This is a genomic window from Pseudarthrobacter sp. NIBRBAC000502770 (assembly GCF_006517815.1).
Taxonomy (GTDB): domain Bacteria; phylum Actinomycetota; class Actinomycetes; order Actinomycetales; family Micrococcaceae; genus Arthrobacter; species Arthrobacter niigatensis.
In genome coordinates this window covers 716,620-733,093 of the sequence record NZ_CP041198.1, presented here as the reverse complement: position 1 = coordinate 733,093, position 16,474 = coordinate 716,620, and the positions used below count along the sequence as shown (strand labels likewise).

Sequence of the window (16,474 nt, the reverse complement as noted above, 5' to 3'; positions counted from 1 at the left end):
CATGCAGCTCAGTATCGACCTCACCGGCCGGACCGTCCTGGTGGCCGGCGCCCCTGATGCCGCGCGGCAGGCGGTACGCCGGTACGAAGCCGCGGGCGCCGTCGTCCACCGTCTTGGAAGCCCCGCCGAGGCGCGGCTCCTCCACGTGCCGGAGCGGCTGTTCCTGGTCGCCGCCGTCGAGGACGGACAGCACGGCTGGGACGCCTTCCTGGACCGCTGCCGGCACGCCGGCATCCCGGTCGCTGCCGAGCCCGCCGCCGGCCCGGCCGGCCACGTCACCCTGGTGGGCGGCGGCCCCGGCACCGGTGACCTGCTCACCGTGGCTGCGGTCAAGGCACTCCGCGATGCCGACGTCGTCTTCTACGACCGGCTGGCCCCGTACCAGGAACTGCCGCTGCTGACCTCCGGCGAACTCGTGGACGTCGGAAAGAAGCCCGGGCACCACAAAGTCAGCCAGTCGGACATCGAAAAACTGATGGTCGAAAGCGCCCTGGCCGGCAACAACGTGGTGCGCCTCAAGGGCGGGGACCCGTACGTCTTCGGCCGGGGCGGAGAGGAAGTTGCCGCGTGCGTGGCCGCCGGCGTCAAAGTGCACGTGGTGTCCGGCGTTACCAGCGCCATCTCCGTCCCGGCCGCGGCCGGCATCCCGGTCACCCACCGGGAAGTCAGCCACATTTTCACTGTGGTTTCCGGGCATGCACCGCTTACCGAAGAGGAGCACCACCACCTTGCCGGGCTGGGCGGCACCATCGTGGTGCTGATGGGCATTGGCACCCTCCACCAGCTTGCGGCAGGGCTGCGCCGCGCCGGCATGCGCCCGGACATGCCCATGGCCGTGGTGGAACGCGGGTACCGGCCGGGCCAGCGCACCACCATCGCAGACCTCGGCACCATCACCTCGGCCGCGGCCGGCTGCAGCAACCCGGCCGTACTGGTCATCGGCGAAGTGGTGCGGGTGGCGGAAGCCAACCGGCAGCACGCCGGTGCGGCAGCCGACCTGGACAGGCTGGCAGCCTCGCTGCTGGGATCATGAAAGGATTGACCCCCATGACTGCACTTGCACCGGCCGAACCCACGCAGGCTGAAGAAGCCACTGACGCCGCGGAGTCGCCGCTGGAGGGATTCCGCATCGGCGTCACCTCGGACCGGCGCTCCCGCGACCTCATCGAAGCCCTGGAGCGGCGCGGCGCCGAAGTGCTGCACGCCCCTGCGCTGAAGATCGCCCCGGTCCAGGAGGACATGCGCCTCATCGAGGACACGCGGGCCATCATCGCCGCCAAGCCCGATCTCTGCATCGCGACCACGGCGTATGGCATGCGCCGCTGGTGCGAGGCCGCGGATTCCTTCGGAATTGGCGACGAACTGCTGGAAACGCTGGGCAGCTGCCGCATGTTCGTCCGTGGACCAAAGGCCCGCGGTGCGGTGCGCGCTGCCGGCCTTGCCGACGTCGGGATCAGCAGCGACGAAACCACCTCAACCCTGGTGGACATGCTCCTGGCTGAAGGCGTCCGGGGCAAGACTGTGGCCATGCAGTTGCATGGCTACACCGACGTCCGCCAGATCGAACGGCTGCGGATGTCCGGCGCCACCGTCCTGACCGTCACGCCCTACCGCTGGGTCAAGCCCGACGGCGAGGACCGGCTTCCGCGGCTCATCGACGCCGCCTGCACCGGGAACCTGGACGTCCTGACCTTCACCAGCGCCCCCGCCGTGGACGCCATGTGGAGCACGGCCCATGAGATGGGGCTCTACAAGCAGCTGGTGGAGAGCCTGAAACTGAATGTCACCACGGCCGTGGTGGGTCCCGTCACGGCCCAGCCCCTGCTGGACGCGGGCATAACGCCGCTGATCCCGGAGCGCTTCCGGATGGGTGCGCTGATCCGGCTGGTGTGCGAGCACCTGGCGCTGAACCACGTCCGGCGGCTGGATACCCGCTCCGGAAGCATCGAACTGCGGGGACGCAGCCTGCGCATCGACGGCCAGCAGGTGGAACTGGCGCCCGCTCCCCTGCTGCTCCTGCGTGCACTGCTGGGCGCGGGCGGCGCGGTCCTGTCCCGCGAATCGCTGTCCGACCTGCTGGAGCTGCGCGGCTCGGTGCACGCCCTGGACATGACCGTGAGCCGCCTGCGGTCCTCGCTGCCGGACGGCAAGCTGATTGAAACCGTGGTGAAGCGCGGGTACCGGATCCGGGTCTAGGTGACCGGGGCCAGGGCTTTTGTGTCGGCGGGCTGATGAATGAGAGATGCGTCACGGGTTCTGTTACCGGCCGGTAAATACTGGCGAACACGGGCCCGCTGAACAGCAACTGCGGGGAAACACCCCGGAAAAGACGCGGGCCTACGCTGTGTTCCATCACGAAGTTCCGGCCGCTTACCGGCCGCCAGCGAAAGGGCCAGCACATGTCCGCTCCGGCATCCTCAACGTCCACCTCCACCGCAACCCGCATTGTCATTGCGGGTGCCGGCCCCGCGGCCCAGGCCCTTGTAGCGCAGCTGGACCGCGCCCGGTTCACCGGGACCGTCACCGTGCTGAGCAACCGCGATGACACCCCCGAAGAGCTGCTGGAGCTTGCCATGCTGCCCCAGGTGTCCGTGCGGTTTGGCCAGCCTGCCAGCCACATCGACCCTGCCAACCGCACCGTAGCCACTGCCGACGGCATGGAGTTCGCCTACGACCACCTGGTCATCGCTACCGGATCGGCCCCGGTGGCAGGCCCGGTGGACGGTGCCGCGCAATGCCTGAACTATGCCACCATCGACGACGCACCGCGGGTCGCGAAGGGTGTGCAAAAGGTGGCCCGGGAGCTGGGACGGCGTCCGGTGGGAATCCTGGTGGGCACCGGCGCGGCAGCCGGGCAGGCCGAAGCCGTGCTGCGCGCCAAAGGCGTGCGGCCCATTCGCACCACTGCCCGCCCCGCCGCCATCATCCCCGCCGTTGTGTCCGGCACATCCGCCCGGCAGGCCGCGTCCGCCGTCGTCTTCGAGGATGGCAGCAGCATGACCGGCGACCTGGTGGTGATGGCGGAGGAGCGGGTGTCCCGCGACGGCCTGGCCGCCAGCGCGGGGCTGCAGACTGCACCCGGGGGCGGCATCGTGATCAGCCGGGACTACCGCACGTCCGTCCAGGGGATCTGGGCGATTGGGGACGCGGCAGCGTTCGACGGCGTGCGGCTGGGGCTGCTGGTAGCGGCGGCTTCGGCGGCAGGTGCCTGCGCCACCCAGTTGTTGAGTGCCGCGGCGGAGGCCCCGGCCCTGCAGGCGGCCTGAGCGCCCATGCCCGCCTGCGGGCCTCCTGCGTGGGGCCTGCTGCGGCGCGGCCCGCTGTGACAAGATGGTTCCCGAAACCGAGTCAACGCCGGGCCCACAAGGCCCTCCGAGAGGACCATCATGAGCAACGAAGCCACCGTTCACGCAGGCACCGCCGATCCGGGCCGGCCCGCGGGCATCGCCTCCTACATCGACCACACGCTGCTCAAGCCCGAAGCCTCTGAAGCCGATGTGCTGAAGGTTTGCGCGGAAGCCGCCGAATATGGCTTCAAGTCGGTCTGCGTCAATCCGGTCTGGGTCAAGACGGTCACCACGGCACTTCGGGGTTCAGGCGTCCTCACCTGTTCCGTGGTGGGCTTCCCCCTGGGGGCCACACCCACGGATGTGAAGTCATTCGAAGCCCGCGGCGCGGTCCTGGACGGCGCGGCGGAGGTGGACATGGTGATCAACATCGCTGCCGCGCGGGCCGGTGACAAGGGCGCCCTCGTCGAGGACATCGCCGCGGTGGCCGAGACGGTCCACGCGGGCGGCGCCATCCTGAAAGTCATTATCGAAACAGCCCTCCTGACCGACGAGCAGAAGGTACTGGCGTGCCAGGCGGCCGTGGAGGCCGGCGCCGACTTCGTGAAGACCTCAACGGGCTTCAACGGCGGGGGCGCGACGGTTGAGGATGTGGCCCTGATGCGCCGGACCGTGGGCCCGGACGTGGGGGTCAAGGCCTCCGGCGGCGTACGGTCCCTGGCAGATGCTCAGGCTATGATTGCAGCAGGTGCAACACGAATTGGTGCCAGCTCCGGTATTGCCATCGTCAAGGGTGAACAGGGTTCAGCCGCTTACTGACCTTGGCCGGAAGCCGCCACAGATCATGCCCTTTGGGGCCGAGGAGGAACACATGTCCAGCCAGATCAACGCGTCCAGCAGGGACACGGCGTCCAACAAGGAGACCGTCCGGACCCCGCAGAACGAAAACAACCTCGCCACCAGCGTGATCCTGTTCGTGGTCTGCTTCGCCCTGTTCCTCGGCGCCATCTACTCGCTGTCCTTCCTCACCCTGGACAACCCGTGGCCCATGGCCGTGTGCCTGCTCCTCTTCGCCCTGGCGTTCTGGCTTCCGCAGACCATCTTTGGCCGCTCGGACTCCGCCGGCGAGCACTAAAGACCCTGGACGCAGCACAGGGAGGGACCCCGGACACTGTCCGGGGTCCCTCCCTTATCTGCTGGGGCCTGGTCCCGGCGGCTAGAACCAAAGCTTGATCCACGCCCCCGCGGCCGCCGCTACCCGGCCCCAGTGGTGCTGGGCGATGGCCCAGCCGGCCACGGACATCCCCACCATGGCGTAGGCGCTCACCGGGATCAACACCAGCCATTCCCGCTTGGAACCCGCCCGGCCCAGCAGTGGAACGGACAGCGCGCCGTTGGCACGCCAGACACTCCGCAACAAGGGCAGCCGGCGCAGCATCTTCGGCGGCCGGACCACCAGCGGCCACAGCAGCGGCACTCCCCCGGTGGTGATGAGGTCCCCGACGATGTGCACCACCACCCCGATCAGCATGGACGTGGGCAGCCAGGTCCACTGTTCTGGTGCATAAGCCGTGACCAGGCCAGCCATGACCAGGGCGAAGATCCAGTTGGAGATGAAGCCGCTCTTGGGAAAGAGCTTCAGAGCCTTGCCTGCGATGTTGATCAGGAACATGCACAGCAGCCCGGCCCCAATGGACAGCCGTCCCCAGCCGGTGTCCAGGTGGACCTGCGATGCCAGGCCGGCGAGGAACACGAAGAACGCCGCACCCAGGATGGAATGCGTGCCCTGCCGGTGGCCGCCGCTGGCGTTCTCGTTGCCCCGGGCGATCACGTTGGACAGCGGCGGCAGCGAATGGGCCACCGTGCTGGACCGGTGGTCCCAGTCGCACACCAGCGCGGTGCCGGCCGTGGCCATGCCGCCGATAAGGATGCCCGTGGGGTCCAGCGGGTACCAGCCCAGGGTGTAAGGGCCGGTGGACGCAACAGCTACCCACGCCGCGGCTCCCGACGCGGCGTGGTGTCCTCCCATCAAGTGCTAACCCACCGCCAGCGGGGCGTCGGAAAAGATGTTCCGGATGACGCCGTTGGCCCATTCCAGGATCTCGGCGTCCTGGAGGTCCCTGCCGCCGATCCGTGCCGTCTTGGGCTTGGGAATGAGGATGGCGTCCATGGCCGGCTTGGACTGCGACCCCGGATACATCCGGTTCAGCCGCATGGTCCTGGACTCCGGGAGCGATGCCGGGGAGAACTTGATGAAGTTGCCCTGCAGGGCCACGTCGGAGAGGCCAGCCTCGCGGGCGGCGACACGGAACCGTGCCACTTCCACCAGGTTCTGCGCGGGCAGCGGCAACTCGCCGTAGCGGTCCACGAGCTCCGCCTGGACCTCGTCAATGGACTCGTTGGTGAGGGCGGCGGCGAGCTTCCGGTACGCCTCCAGGCGCAGCCGTTCACCGGGAACGTAGTCGTGCGGCAGGTGCGCGTTGACCGGCAGCTCGATCTTCATTTCCGCGGCCTTCTCTTCGGCTTCGCCGCGGAAGTCCGCCACGGCCTCGCCCACCAGGCGGATGTACAGGTCGAAGCCAACCCCCTGGATGTGGCCGGACTGCTCCCCGCCCAGCAGGTTGCCGGCACCGCGGATTTCCAGGTCCTTCATGGCCAGCTGCATGCCGGCGCCCAGTTCGTTGTGCGCGGCCACGGCCTTGAGCCGTTCCAGCGCCACCTCGCCCAAAGGTTTCTCTGACGGATACAGGAAGTACGCGTAGGCGCGTTCACGGCCGCGGCCCACGCGGCCGCGGAGCTGGTGGAGCTGGGACAGGCCGTACTTGTCCGCGCCGTCCACGATCAGGGTGTTGGCGTTGGAGATGTCCAGCCCGGTCTCGATGATGGTGGTGCAGACCAGGACGTCGAAGCGCTTCTCCCAGAAGTCCACGATGATCTGTTCCAGCCGGCTCTCGGACATCTTGCCGTGCGCCACCTCCACCCTGGCTTCGGGTACCAGTTCGCGGATCTTCGCGGCGGTGCGTTCAATCGTGGAGACCCGGTTGTGGACGAAGAACACCTGTCCCTCGCGCATCAGTTCGCGGCGGATGGCGGCGGAGGTCTGCTTGTCCGTGTACGGGCCCACATAGGTCAGCACCGGGTGCCGTTCCTCCGGCGGGGTGGCGAGGGTGGAGGTCTCCCGGATGCCGGTCAGGGACATCTCCAGGGTGCGGGGAATCGGGGTGGCGCTCATGGCCAGGACGTCCACGTTGGTGCGCATCTTCTTCAGCGCTTCCTTGTGTTCCACACCGAACCGCTGTTCTTCGTCCACGATCACCAGGCCAAGGTCCTTGAATTCGAAGTCCTTGGAGAGCAGCCGGTGGGTGCCGATCACCACGTCCACGGCGCCGCTCTTGACGCCCTCGGCGGTTTCCTTGGACTCCTTCGCGGACTGGAACCGGGACAGCGGCTTGACGCGGAGGGGGAAGCCGGAGAACCGTTCGGTGAACGTCTCGTAGTGCTGCTGGGCCAGCAGCGTGGTGGGCACCAGCACGGCCACCTGCTTGCCGTCCTGCACGGCCTTGAACGCAGCGCGCACCGCGATCTCGGTCTTGCCGTAGCCTACGTCGCCGGAGACCAGGCGGTCCATGGGGATCTCCCGTTCCATGTCCGCCTTGACCTCGTTGATGGTGGTCAGCTGGTCCGGAGTTTCCACGTAGGGGAAGGCTTCCTCCAGTTCGCGCTGCCAGGGGGTGTCGGGGCCGAAGGCGTGGCCGCGGGAGGCCATGCGGGCTGAGTACAGCCGGATCAGTTCACCGGCGATCTCCTTGACGGCTTTGCGGGCCTTGGACTTGGTGCTGGCCCAGTCGGCGCCGCCCATCTTGCTCAGGACCGGGGTGTCGCCGCCGACATAGCGGGTCACCTGGTCCAGCTGGTCCGTGGGGACGAACAGGCGGTCGCCGGGCGCGCCGCGTTTGGCGGGCGCGTATTCCAGCACCAGGTATTCCCGCACGCCGTCGCCGCCGCCGGCCACCTTGCGCTGGATGAGTTCCACGAACCGGCCGATGCCGTGCTGTTCGTGGACCACGTGGTCCCCCGCGACCAGCTGCAGGGGGTCTACGGCGTTGCGCCGCTTGGAGGGCATCCGGCGCATGTCCTTGGTGGACCCGGCGGAGGTCCGGCCGAGCAGGTCGGCTTCGGTGAGCAGGCCAAGTTTGAGCCCGTCCAGGACAAAGCCACGTCCGACGGCGGCGGTGGTCACCTCGATGATGCCAGCCTGGGGCTCGTGGTCAAGGCGGTCGACGCGTGCGCAGGGGATGTCGTTTTCGTGGAAGAGTTCCGCCAGGCGCTGCGCGGGCCCGGGGCCCTCAGTGGCCACCACGATCCGCCACTGGTCCCGGACGTGCGATCCGATGAAGTCCATCATCTCCGCAACGTCGCCCTGGTAGCCGCGGGGTTCACGGGCGTGCAGGTTCAGGACATCGATCTCCGGCAGCAGTTCCGCATCCTGCGCCAGTGAGGTGATGGACCACCAGGACACGCCGTGCGCCAGGGCCGAGCCGCGGGTTTCGGCCAGCGACCGGAAGCTCGCCGAATGAAGCGCCGCACTGGCCTGGGAGCTGAGGTCCAAAGGTGCGGCCCCGCCGTCGGACGCGGTGGACCAGGCTGCCTCGAGGAATTCCTCGTTGGTGGCGGCGAGGTCGTGGGCTCGGGTGCGCACCTTCTCCGGTTCAATCACCACGGCGATGGAATCGGCCGGCAGCTGGTCCACGAACGGCACCATCGCGTCCACCAGGACCGGCGCCAGCGACTCCATGCCTTCCACCGCGATGCCGCCGGCGATCTTCTCCAGCATGTCCGCGGCGGCTGGAAGCTGGGATTTCAGCGTGGCGGCGCGGGACATCACGGAGGGTGTGATCAAAATTTCGCGGCAGGGCGGGGCGTGCAGTTCGGTGGGGTGGTGGATGCCCGGGGCGGACAGCGAGCGCTGGTCGGCCACGGCGAACCAGCGCATCTGGTCCACTTCATCGCCGAAGAACTCCACCCGGATGGGGTGGTCCTCCGTGGGCGGGAAGACGTCGATGATGCCACCGCGGACCGCGAACTCGCCGCGGTGCGTCACCATGTCCACCCGGGCGTAGGCAGCGTCGGCGAGGCTCTTCACCACGCTGGTGAACGGAACATCCTGGCCCACCTTGAGGGTGACGGGGACCAGGTCGCCCAGGCCGGCCACCACGGGCTGGACCACGGCGCGGACGGGAGCGACGACGACGCGCAGCCGGGCCGCCGTCGAACTTTCCGGATGTGCCAGGCGGCGCAGCACTGACAGCCGGCGCCCCACGGTGTCCGAACGCGGGGAAAGGCGCTCGTGCGGGAGGGTCTCCCAGCTGGGAAACTCGGCCACCGAATCCGCGGGCAGGTAGGCGCGCAGGGCTGCGGACAGGTCCTCCGCTTCACGGCCCGTGGCGGTGACAGCGAGCACGACGCCCGGCCCCGCGGCGTCGGCCTGTCCTGCCACGGCGGCGGCGAGCCCGTCCGCCATCTCCGCCAGCAGCACCGGACGCAGGCCGGCGGGGGCGCTGACCTGGTAGTCCTGGCTGCGCACGGCGAAGCCCCGCGCTGCCTCCGCCCCGACACGGGCGAACGTCTGGTCCGGTTCCAGAGCGCGGCGCAGCCCGTCCAGCGACGGGGCCGCGCCGGACGTTCCGGTGCTGGATGTGCCGGCGGCGGACTGGCCGGGAAGACTCATGGCAGAAGCTCCTGTGGTGTTCAGCGAAAGCAAGCAGGCAACGCGAAAACCCGAAATTCGCTGCGAATCCCGGGGAGCTTCCAGCCTACCGCGCGGGAACGGCCTGCCGGCACGGAACCATCTGCGCGGGAATGGATCTAGGCTGGCAACGTCGAGCCATTTCCGCAGCCTTTTCCCGCAGCGCAGCAGTCCGTAAGGGCAGCCGCTGCGAATTCCAAGGGACGAACAGGAGCCAGCATGACCGCAATGAGTGCCACGCCAACACCCAGGACCGTCCTCGTTACCGGGGCCACCGGCTACATCGGCGGCCGGCTTGTGCCCAAGCTGCTCGAAGCCGGCCACACGGTGAAGGTGCTGGTCCGCTCCCCCGACAAGATCGCCGGCGTCCCCTGGCGCGACAAAGTGGAGGTGGTGCAAAGCAGCCTCGACGACGGCGACGCCCTCCGCGAAGCGCTGTCCGGCGTCGATGTCTTCTACTACCTGGTCCACTCCATGGCGGCCGGGGCCGGGTTCGAAGCGAAGGAAAAGGCGATGGCCAGGACCGCCGCGGACGCTGCCGCTGCCGCGGGAGTGCAACGGATCGTCTATCTGGGCGGCCTGCACCCTCAAGGGGTGGAACTCTCCACCCACATGCGCTCGCGCGAGGCCGTAGGCAAGGTGTTCCTGGACAGCCCGGTGGACGCCGTGGTGTTCCAGGCAGGCGTGGTGATCGGCTCCGGCTCCGCCTCCTTCGAGATGATCCGCCACCTCTCCGAAACGCTGCCACTGATGCCGGCGCCCAGTTGGGTGCGCAACCGGATCGAAGCCATCGCCGTCCGCGACGTCCTGTACTACCTGGTTGCTGCCGCGTCCCTGGAGGGCACCATCAACAGGACGTTCGATATCGGCTGCCGGCAGGTGCTGACCTACGCCAGGATGATGCAGGAATACTCTGCGGAAGCAGGCCTGCCCTACCGGGTGGTGCTGGCGCTGCCCATCCCTGCGCCCAAGCTGGCAGGCATCTGGGTGGCGCTGACCACGCCCATCCCGTGGTCCATGGCGGTCCCGCTGGTCCAGTCACTCCAGCACGACGCGGTGTCCAACGAGCACGACATCGACCAGTACATCCCGCTGCCCGACGGCGGCCTGACCCCGTACCGGACCGCCGTGGCCCTGGCACTGGGCAAGGAGCGGGACGGACAGGTGGAGACCACCTGGGCCAATGCCGGCGCGGATTCCGACCCCCTGCCCAGTGACCCGGAGTGGGCCGGACACAAGGTGTACATCGACGAACGGACGTTCCACGGCGACGTGGACCCGGCCCACGTGTGGACGGTCATCGAAGGCATTGGCGGGCGCAACGGCTGGTACTCGCTGCCGCTGGCGTGGCAGGTCCGGGGCTGGCTGGACAAGCTGACCGGCGGTGCCGGCCTGCTGCGCGGGCGCCGGCATCCCCACACCCTCGCTGCGGGAGAGGTGGTGGACTGGTGGCGGGTGGAACGGATCGAGCGCGGCAGGCTGCTCCGGCTGCGCGCCGAAATGCGTGCCCCCGGACGTGCCTGGCTGGAGCTCTCCGTGGAACCTGACGGGGCGGGCAGCCGCTACCGGCAGCGCGCCATCTTCTTCCCCAAGGGACTGAGCGGCAGGCTGTACTGGCTCGCCGTCCTGCCGTTCCACAGCCTGATCTTCCCGGCCATGGCCCGCAACATCACCACCACCGCCCGGAAACTGGCCGATGCGGAGCCCGCGGCCACCACCCCGTAGGATGTTGGAGGCTTAATCCGTTCCCCACGTCCCAGGAGGACCCATGGCGCTGAGCGCAACCACCACCCTTCCGCACCCCGTTGACAGCGTTGCCGCTGTGCTGGTGAACGAGGATTTCCAGCGCCACGTCAGCCAGCTGGTGGGTGGCAGCCTCGAGTCCTTCACCGTGGACGGCGACATCGCCGGGGCTTTCAACACCACCTCCGTGCGCACCCTGCCCACCACCCGGCTGCCCGAAATCGCCCGGAAGTTCGTTGGCGAAAACCTCAAGGTGACCCAGGTGGAGAACTGGGAAGCACCCGCGGCGGACGGGTCACGCCAGAGCAACATCTCGCTGAAGATCGCCGGCGCTCCCGTGGACGTCACCGCCGTCCAGCGGCTGGTGGCCGACGCCGGCGGAACCCGCGTGGAACTTGAGGGCGCCGTGAAGTCCTCCGTGCCGTTCCTCGGCGGCAAGATCGCCGACGCCGCCGAGCCCATGGTGGCCAAGGCGCTGAACCTGCAGGCCGCCCAGGCGCAGGCCTGGCTGGAAAGCCACTAGCCCGTGCAGCTTCCCGTCTTCGCCGCGCTGGTCCTCATTGTTGCCGGCGTTTGGTCGCTGGTGGTGTGGCCGCAGTTCCTGCGCCGCGTCATGAAGGATCCGCGCGCCCGTGATGCCGCCGGCAAGGCAACGAAGTTCCTGACCGTGCACGTGGTGCTGGTGGGCATCTCCATGGTGCTCGGGCTGGCCACCGCCGTGATCGGGGTCCTCAGCCTGCTTGGCTGACCCCGCCGCAACCCGTGTTGGCACGAAACAGCCCGGGCTTCCCTCCTGAGCGGGGAAAGCCCGGGCTGTTTGCTGTCCGGCTCACGCTGCCTGGTTGAGCGCGTCCTCGGCTGCCACCCAGGAAATCATGGCGCACTTGACCCGGGCCGCGTAGCGGGCCACGCCCTCGAAGGCGGCGGCGTCCCCCAGCAGTTCGGGATCGGCGTGGACCTTGCCCCGGGAGCGCAGGACTTCCCGGAAGCTGTCGATAACTTCATGGAGTTCGGCCACCGTCATGCCTTCGGCGAGGTCGGACAGGACAGATGCGGACGCCATGGAAATGGAGCAGCCCGCCCCGTCCCAGGCAATCTGGGCCACTTTGCCCTCCTGGACCGCAAGCCGGAGCGTGACCTCGTCCCCGCACACCGGGTTAAGCTGGTGGGATTGCCCGGTGGACGTGCCCTCCGGCGCTTCCGTGGCGGCCAGGCCGCTGCCGTGGCGGGCCTTTGAGTGGTCAAGGATGATCTGCTGGTACAGCTGGTCGAGGCTCATGATGTCAACTTTCGTGTTCTCCGCTAGGCGCGGAAGTAGGCCCGGACGCCGGCCACGGCTTCAAGGAAGCGGTCCACGTCGTCGGTGGTGTTGTAGAGGTAGGCGCTGGCGCGGGTGGTGGCGGTCAGGCCAAGGCGCCGGTGCAGCGGCTGGGCGCAATGGTGCCCCACTCGGACGGCAATGCCGCGGGAGTCCAGGAACTGCCCCACGTCGTGGGCATGGACACCTTCGACGTCGAACGCGGCAAGGCCAATCCGTTCCTTCCCAGCGGCCGGGCCCAGGACCCGGATGCCGGGGATGCCTTCCAGGCCCGCCACGATGCGCTGGCCAAGGTCTGCCTCCCACCGGTGGATGCGGTCCAGCCCCGTTTCGGTCAGGTAGTTGGCCGCGGCCGCGAGGGCAATTGCCTGGGAAATGCGCTGGGTCCCGGCCTCGAAACGCTGGGGCGCCGGAAGGTACTCCGCCCGTTCCATGGTGACCGTGGTGATCATCGATCCGCCAGTGAGGAACGGCGGCAGGATGTCCAGGAGCTCCTGCCGGCCGTACAGCACCCCGATTCCGGTGGGGGCAAGCATCTTATGGCCGGAGAAGACTGCGAAGTCCACGTCCAGCTCCTTGACGTCCAGGGGCAAGTGCGGTGCGGACTGGCAGGCGTCCAGGACCACCAGGGCGCCGGCGTCGTGCCCCAGGGCCGTCAGTTCCTGCACCGGGTTGATAATTCCCAGGACGTTGGAGGCGTGGGTGAAGGCAAGGACCTTGGTGCGTGGGCCAATTATGGCCGCGGCCTGGTCCATGCGGAGGCTGCCATCATCCGCGATGGGTATGAAGCGGAGGGTGGCCCCGGTGCGGAATGCCAGTTCCTGCCATGGAATCAGGTTGGCGTGGTGCTCCATTTCCGTCACCACGATCTCATCGCCGGGCTTCAGCGCCAATCCCTTCAGCGCCTGGTCCCCTCGCCCCTGGGCCGCCCATAGCCCGGCATTGGACAGTGCGTAGGACAGGAGGTTCAAGCCCTCGGTGGCGTTCGACGTCCAGATGGTTTCCACGTAGTCGGCGCCGATGAAGTCGGCCATGGTCTGCCGGGCATCCTCGAAGGCTTCCGTTGCCTCCACCGCCAGGTGGTGGGCACCCCGGTGAACGGCGGCGTTCCGCTGTTCGTAGAACTCCTGCTCGGCTTCGATGACGCTCAACGGGTTCTGCGAGGTGGCCCCCGAGTCCAGGTACACCAGTGGCTGCCCGTTGACCAGTTGGTCAAGGACCGGGAAGTCGTTGCGGATGCGCAGCACCTCGGCGTTATCCACGGCCGGGACGGCACGTTCCAGCGTGGCTGGCGTTGATACTACGGCCAAAACGAACTCCTTGGGCTGCCAATGGCTGACACCCAATTGTCCCACACACGGCTGTGGCGGCCGCCCGGGAGGGGTAGCCGCCACCGCTGCCCCGGGCTTCAGCCGAGGGAGCAGAGGGCCGGCGACGGCTGGGGGGAGAGTCTCGGTCTCAGAAGACTCTGACGTCGCCGGCCCCGTCTAAGCCCGGCCCCTGCGGGCCGGAAGTTGAGTGGGCCTCAATGTCCTGTCGGCTGCTCCGCGGCGTCCAGCCGGCCGCTTTGCTTTGCCTCCTTAAGTAAATCCCGCCGCGCCCTTCCGTACACGAGTAGGCAGTACTCGAATCCACCAGGCAGTACTACGGGGGCGCCCTGCGGCTACCCGCCGGTTCTCGATGGCGCGGCGAAACGCCTGGGGCAGCACTGATAACGGTCCCTGGAATGACTGAAGAGGCGCGGAACAGCGGCAGGGCGGACAGGACCTGGCCGGGACTCTACTTGGGCAGGGCCGACTCGAGCTCGTCGCGGCTCCGGACGCCAAGCTTGACGTAGGTCCGGTAGAGGTGGCCTTCCACCGTCCGGACGGAGACCATGAGCCGCTGGGCGATTTCCCGGTCCGTCAGGCCCTGTACTGCCAGCTCCACGATGTCCTGCTCACGCCGGGTGAGGCGGACGGCCGGCGCCGCTGCAATGAAGCGGCCTTCCCGGAACCGTTCACCCAGTTCGTGGTCGCACTTCTCCCGCTGGGCTACGGCCTGCCGGGACCTGCGCCGTTCTCCGACCTGCTCCAGCACGGTACTGGCACGGGCATAGGCTTCCCGGGCCAGGTTCACAAAGCCTGCCTCCTCCAGCGAGGCAGCCGTTGCCATCAGGGTGTCGCCGTCTGCACCCTCCCAGGCGGTGGCCAGGGTCAGCAGGGCTTCCGCCCACCGGCCTTCCACGCCACGGGCGGCGGCCTGCACCATGGGCACCACCGAGGGATCCCCCAGGTCCCAGCACATGGCCAGGACTTCGAGGAGGTTGCCGGTGCGCGCGGAAGCCTCCGTGGTGGTCATCAGGGTCTGCAGTGCGGCCAGGCCCTTGCCGTCACGGGCCAGGTACTCGGCGGCGGCGGCCACGTAGGCCTCGGCGAGGAGATCGTGGGCGGGCCAGCCGGCTGCGGCGTCTTTGTGGTCCTGTTCCAGGCGCCGCGCCTGTTCGGCATCCCCAAGCCGGGCTGCTGCATAGAAGCCCAGGGCACTGCCAAACCGGTACAGCTGCAGGGGGTCGTTGAGCCTCAGCGCCTCCACGGCCGGCAGCAGGACCTGGTAGGCACGCTCCATCCTCCCCTGGCGGAGCAGCGAGTAGCCCTGGAGCAGCTGCAGGCTCCCGTTGAAGGTTGCTGCCCCCGGGCTGTTGGCCGCGGCGTAATGGTTAATCTCCCGCTCCGCCGACTCCCATTCGCCCATGGCCAGGTAGTCGGAGACGAGCCTCCCCAGCACGAATTCAGGGAAGAAGAACAGGCTGCCTTCCAGCGGTGGCAGCTCCGAGGCGGCCAGCAGGGCCGCCTCGAGACCCTCCACGGGACGCCCGGCGGAGGCCAGGGCATGGGCAAGGAGCCCCTCAGCCAGGGCCCGCAGCGGTTCCCCCGCTGTTCCGGTGCGGCGCGTCCGCATCCCGTTGACGGCGTCCTCCAAGGCCGCGACATTCACGTCGGCGCCGAGTTGCAGAAGGTGCAGGAGCTCTTCCTGCCAACTGTCCTCACCGCCGGACAGTGCTGGGTGTCTTTCGACGTCATCTGCCACAACACCCACGGAACGGCCAAGGGCTTGGTGCGCCGAAACCCTGAGCATCAGGACGGCCGGCCCCTCGGTGTCATCTGCCAACGGAAGCCAGCATCCGTCCAGGAGTGCCGCTGCGTCAGCATACGCCCCTTCGTTGTACAGCGCCCGGGCCTGGATGGCCTGGGCCAGCGGAACCAGCGGGGGGTGGTGGATGCGGGCGGCAATGGAACGCGCACTGTGGTTGCGGAACCTCAGCAAGGCCTCTTTCGCTGCCGCCAGCATTTCCTCGTCGCTGACCCGGATGCCACACTCCAGGGCCCATTCCACCGACCGCAGCCGGCCCTCCCCCTGCAGCAGGGTGGGATTCTGGTGGGCTTTGACCTTTTCGAGTAACTGGAGGCTGCGGGAGACGGAAACGGTGTTCCGGATGGCCCCGGCGAAAAGCCCGTTCCACATGGAAAGTTCAGCGGGGATGCCAGGAGCCTCCACGATCATCTGCTGGTCCAACAGGGAACGGACCACTGCTGCCCCGCTGATATCTTCGATGACCTTTCGGCCCACCGGCCCGGCCAGGGCAATGAGCTTCAGGGCTTCCTGTTCCTCGGGCCCCCGCCGGAGATGGTCTTTGGCCACCACTGCTGCGAGCCGGGCACCGTCCGCGGGCAGCTCACCCAACAGCATCCAGATTCCGTTGCGCTTGGCCAGCACGCCCGCTTCAGCGGCGTCATGGAGCAGGGCATCAAGCAACCGGGGATTTCCCCCGGAAGCATTCCAGATGGCATCCACGGTGGCACCCGGCACTGTCCCATCAAGGATGTGGGCCAGGACTTCCTCGATCTGTTCATGGTTGAGGGGACGGAGGTCCACGCGCTCGGCCAGGCCGTCATACCAAAGCTGGTCCAGGGGCTGCGGCAGGCCCGGCCGCGGGCGGGCGGCGGCCACCACCGTTGCCCATCCGGCCGAAATCACCTCGGCGAGAACGCCCGCGGAGGCGTCATCCAGATGGTGGGCATCGTCCACCGCCAGCAGCACCGGCGAGCTGCCGGTGCCCTTGAGTTTCTCGAAATAGGACCACATGGAGCGGAGCACTGCCACAGGTGAGACGGACTCTTCAGCGGTGAGGTCCCCCGTGTAGGGGGTCAGCACCCCGAACGGCACGCCAGCCAGGGCAGAACTGGCATGGATGCGCAGGATGCTCATCGTTCCTGCGAGCCGATCCGTCACGGCATCCGTCACGGCCGACTTTCCGATGCCGGGGCCGGCCATGATGAACACCGCCTGGTGCGTGCCGTTCCGGACCAGGTTGCAGATCCGTTCCACCGGCTCCCGGCG

At 68.3% G+C, this 16,474-nt stretch carries 13 protein-coding genes; 8 read left to right on the top strand and 5 right to left on the bottom strand.

The genetic code is table 11. From position 1 onward, the window contains the following. Window position 1 precedes the first annotated feature (1 nt). The 5 genes from cobA to NIBR502770_RS03715 all read left to right on the top strand — a co-directional run bounded on the left by cobA (window position 2) and on the right by NIBR502770_RS03715 (window position 4,422). Window positions 2-1,033, top strand: coding sequence for a uroporphyrinogen-III C-methyltransferase (gene cobA / locus NIBR502770_RS03735; protein WP_141181066.1), 1,032 nt, complete (start codon window positions 2-4; stop codon window positions 1,031-1,033). A 14-nt stretch (window positions 1,034-1,047) separates the two neighbouring features. Beyond that, entirely contained in the window at window positions 1,048-2,196 is a 1,149-nt protein-coding gene (locus NIBR502770_RS03730) for a uroporphyrinogen-III synthase (RefSeq protein ID WP_141161124.1), read from the top strand. Window positions 2,197-2,399: 203 nt separating this feature from the next. Next, on the top strand, window positions 2,400-3,266 hold the full coding sequence (locus tag NIBR502770_RS03725) for an FAD-dependent oxidoreductase (RefSeq protein WP_141161125.1): 867 nt from the start codon (window positions 2,400-2,402) through the stop codon (window positions 3,264-3,266). A 120-nt stretch (window positions 3,267-3,386) separates the two neighbouring features. After that, window positions 3,387-4,106 carry a deoxyribose-phosphate aldolase gene (gene deoC, locus NIBR502770_RS03720; RefSeq protein ID WP_141181065.1) on the top strand — a complete coding sequence of 240 codons (720 nt, stop codon included), beginning with the start codon at window positions 3,387-3,389 and terminating at the stop codon, window positions 4,104-4,106. 52 nt (window positions 4,107-4,158) lie between these two features. Beyond that, on the top strand, window positions 4,159-4,422 hold the full coding sequence (locus NIBR502770_RS03715) for a hypothetical protein (RefSeq protein WP_141161127.1): 264 nt from the start codon (window positions 4,159-4,161) through the stop codon (window positions 4,420-4,422). A gap of 81 nt (window positions 4,423-4,503) precedes the next feature. Here the strand turns inward: NIBR502770_RS03715 and NIBR502770_RS03710 are convergent, their stop codons facing one another. Both NIBR502770_RS03710 and mfd read right to left on the bottom strand, forming a co-directional pair. Further along, window positions 4,504-5,316 (bottom strand): metal-dependent hydrolase, encoded by an 813-nt coding sequence (locus NIBR502770_RS03710; RefSeq protein WP_141181064.1) that lies wholly within the window; start codon window positions 5,314-5,316, stop codon window positions 4,504-4,506. Window positions 5,317-5,322: 6 nt separating this feature from the next. Beyond that, a complete protein-coding gene (gene mfd, locus NIBR502770_RS03705; protein ID WP_141161129.1) occupies window positions 5,323-9,015 on the bottom strand; it encodes a transcription-repair coupling factor in 3,693 nt (1,230 codons plus the stop codon). A 237-nt stretch (window positions 9,016-9,252) separates the two neighbouring features. Here mfd and NIBR502770_RS03700 point away from each other — a divergent pair, with 237 nt between their 5' ends. Genes NIBR502770_RS03700 through NIBR502770_RS03690 form a run of 3 tightly spaced genes read left to right on the top strand, consistent with a single transcriptional unit; the run spans window position 9,253 to window position 11,524 of the window. After that, window positions 9,253-10,758, top strand: coding sequence for an SDR family oxidoreductase (locus NIBR502770_RS03700; protein ID WP_141181063.1), 1,506 nt, complete (start codon window positions 9,253-9,255; stop codon window positions 10,756-10,758). 43 nt (window positions 10,759-10,801) lie between these two features. Then, the gene (locus tag NIBR502770_RS03695; RefSeq protein ID WP_141161131.1) at window positions 10,802-11,299 is read left to right on the top strand and encodes a DUF2505 domain-containing protein; all 498 of its coding nucleotides are present in this window, start codon (window positions 10,802-10,804) and stop codon (window positions 11,297-11,299) included. A 3-nt stretch (window positions 11,300-11,302) separates the two neighbouring features. Next, window positions 11,303-11,524, top strand: a complete 222-nt coding sequence (locus NIBR502770_RS03690) for an SCO4848 family membrane protein (RefSeq protein WP_141161132.1) — start codon at window positions 11,303-11,305, stop codon at window positions 11,522-11,524. 81 nt (window positions 11,525-11,605) lie between these two features. Here NIBR502770_RS03690 and sufU read toward each other — a convergent pair whose 3' ends face one another. From sufU to NIBR502770_RS03675, 3 genes are all read right to left on the bottom strand, one after another. Then, window positions 11,606-12,055 carry a Fe-S cluster assembly sulfur transfer protein SufU gene (gene sufU, locus NIBR502770_RS03685; protein ID WP_141161133.1) on the bottom strand — a complete coding sequence of 150 codons (450 nt, stop codon included), beginning with the start codon at window positions 12,053-12,055 and terminating at the stop codon, window positions 11,606-11,608. Between the two features lie 23 nt (window positions 12,056-12,078). Further along, window positions 12,079-13,404: a SufS family cysteine desulfurase gene (locus NIBR502770_RS03680; protein ID WP_141181062.1), complete on the bottom strand. Its 1,326-nt coding sequence runs from the start codon at window positions 13,402-13,404 to the stop codon at window positions 12,079-12,081. 469 nt (window positions 13,405-13,873) lie between these two features. Further along, complete coding sequence (locus tag NIBR502770_RS03675; protein WP_246857387.1) at window positions 13,874-16,462, bottom strand: LuxR C-terminal-related transcriptional regulator; 2,589 nt, start codon at window positions 16,460-16,462, stop codon at window positions 13,874-13,876. Window positions 16,463-16,474: the final 12 nt, after the last annotated feature.

Coding starts and splice junctions, on each gene's coding strand:
- cobA (WP_141181066.1), top strand. CDS start 2: ATGCAGCTCAGTATCGACCTCACCGGCCGGACCGTCCTGGTGGCCGGC.
- NIBR502770_RS03730 (WP_141161124.1), top strand. CDS start 1,048: ATGACTGCACTTGCACCGGCCGAACCCACGCAGGCTGAAGAAGCCACT.
- NIBR502770_RS03725 (WP_141161125.1), top strand. CDS start 2,400: ATGTCCGCTCCGGCATCCTCAACGTCCACCTCCACCGCAACCCGCATT.
- deoC (WP_141181065.1), top strand. CDS start 3,387: ATGAGCAACGAAGCCACCGTTCACGCAGGCACCGCCGATCCGGGCCGG.
- NIBR502770_RS03715 (WP_141161127.1), top strand. CDS start 4,159: ATGTCCAGCCAGATCAACGCGTCCAGCAGGGACACGGCGTCCAACAAG.
- NIBR502770_RS03710 (WP_141181064.1), bottom strand. CDS start 5,316: ATGGGAGGACACCACGCCGCGTCGGGAGCCGCGGCGTGGGTAGCTGTT.
- mfd (WP_141161129.1), bottom strand. CDS start 9,015: ATGAGTCTTCCCGGCCAGTCCGCCGCCGGCACATCCAGCACCGGAACG.
- NIBR502770_RS03700 (WP_141181063.1), top strand. CDS start 9,253: ATGACCGCAATGAGTGCCACGCCAACACCCAGGACCGTCCTCGTTACC.
- NIBR502770_RS03695 (WP_141161131.1), top strand. CDS start 10,802: ATGGCGCTGAGCGCAACCACCACCCTTCCGCACCCCGTTGACAGCGTT.
- sufU (WP_141161133.1), bottom strand. CDS start 12,055: ATGAGCCTCGACCAGCTGTACCAGCAGATCATCCTTGACCACTCAAAG.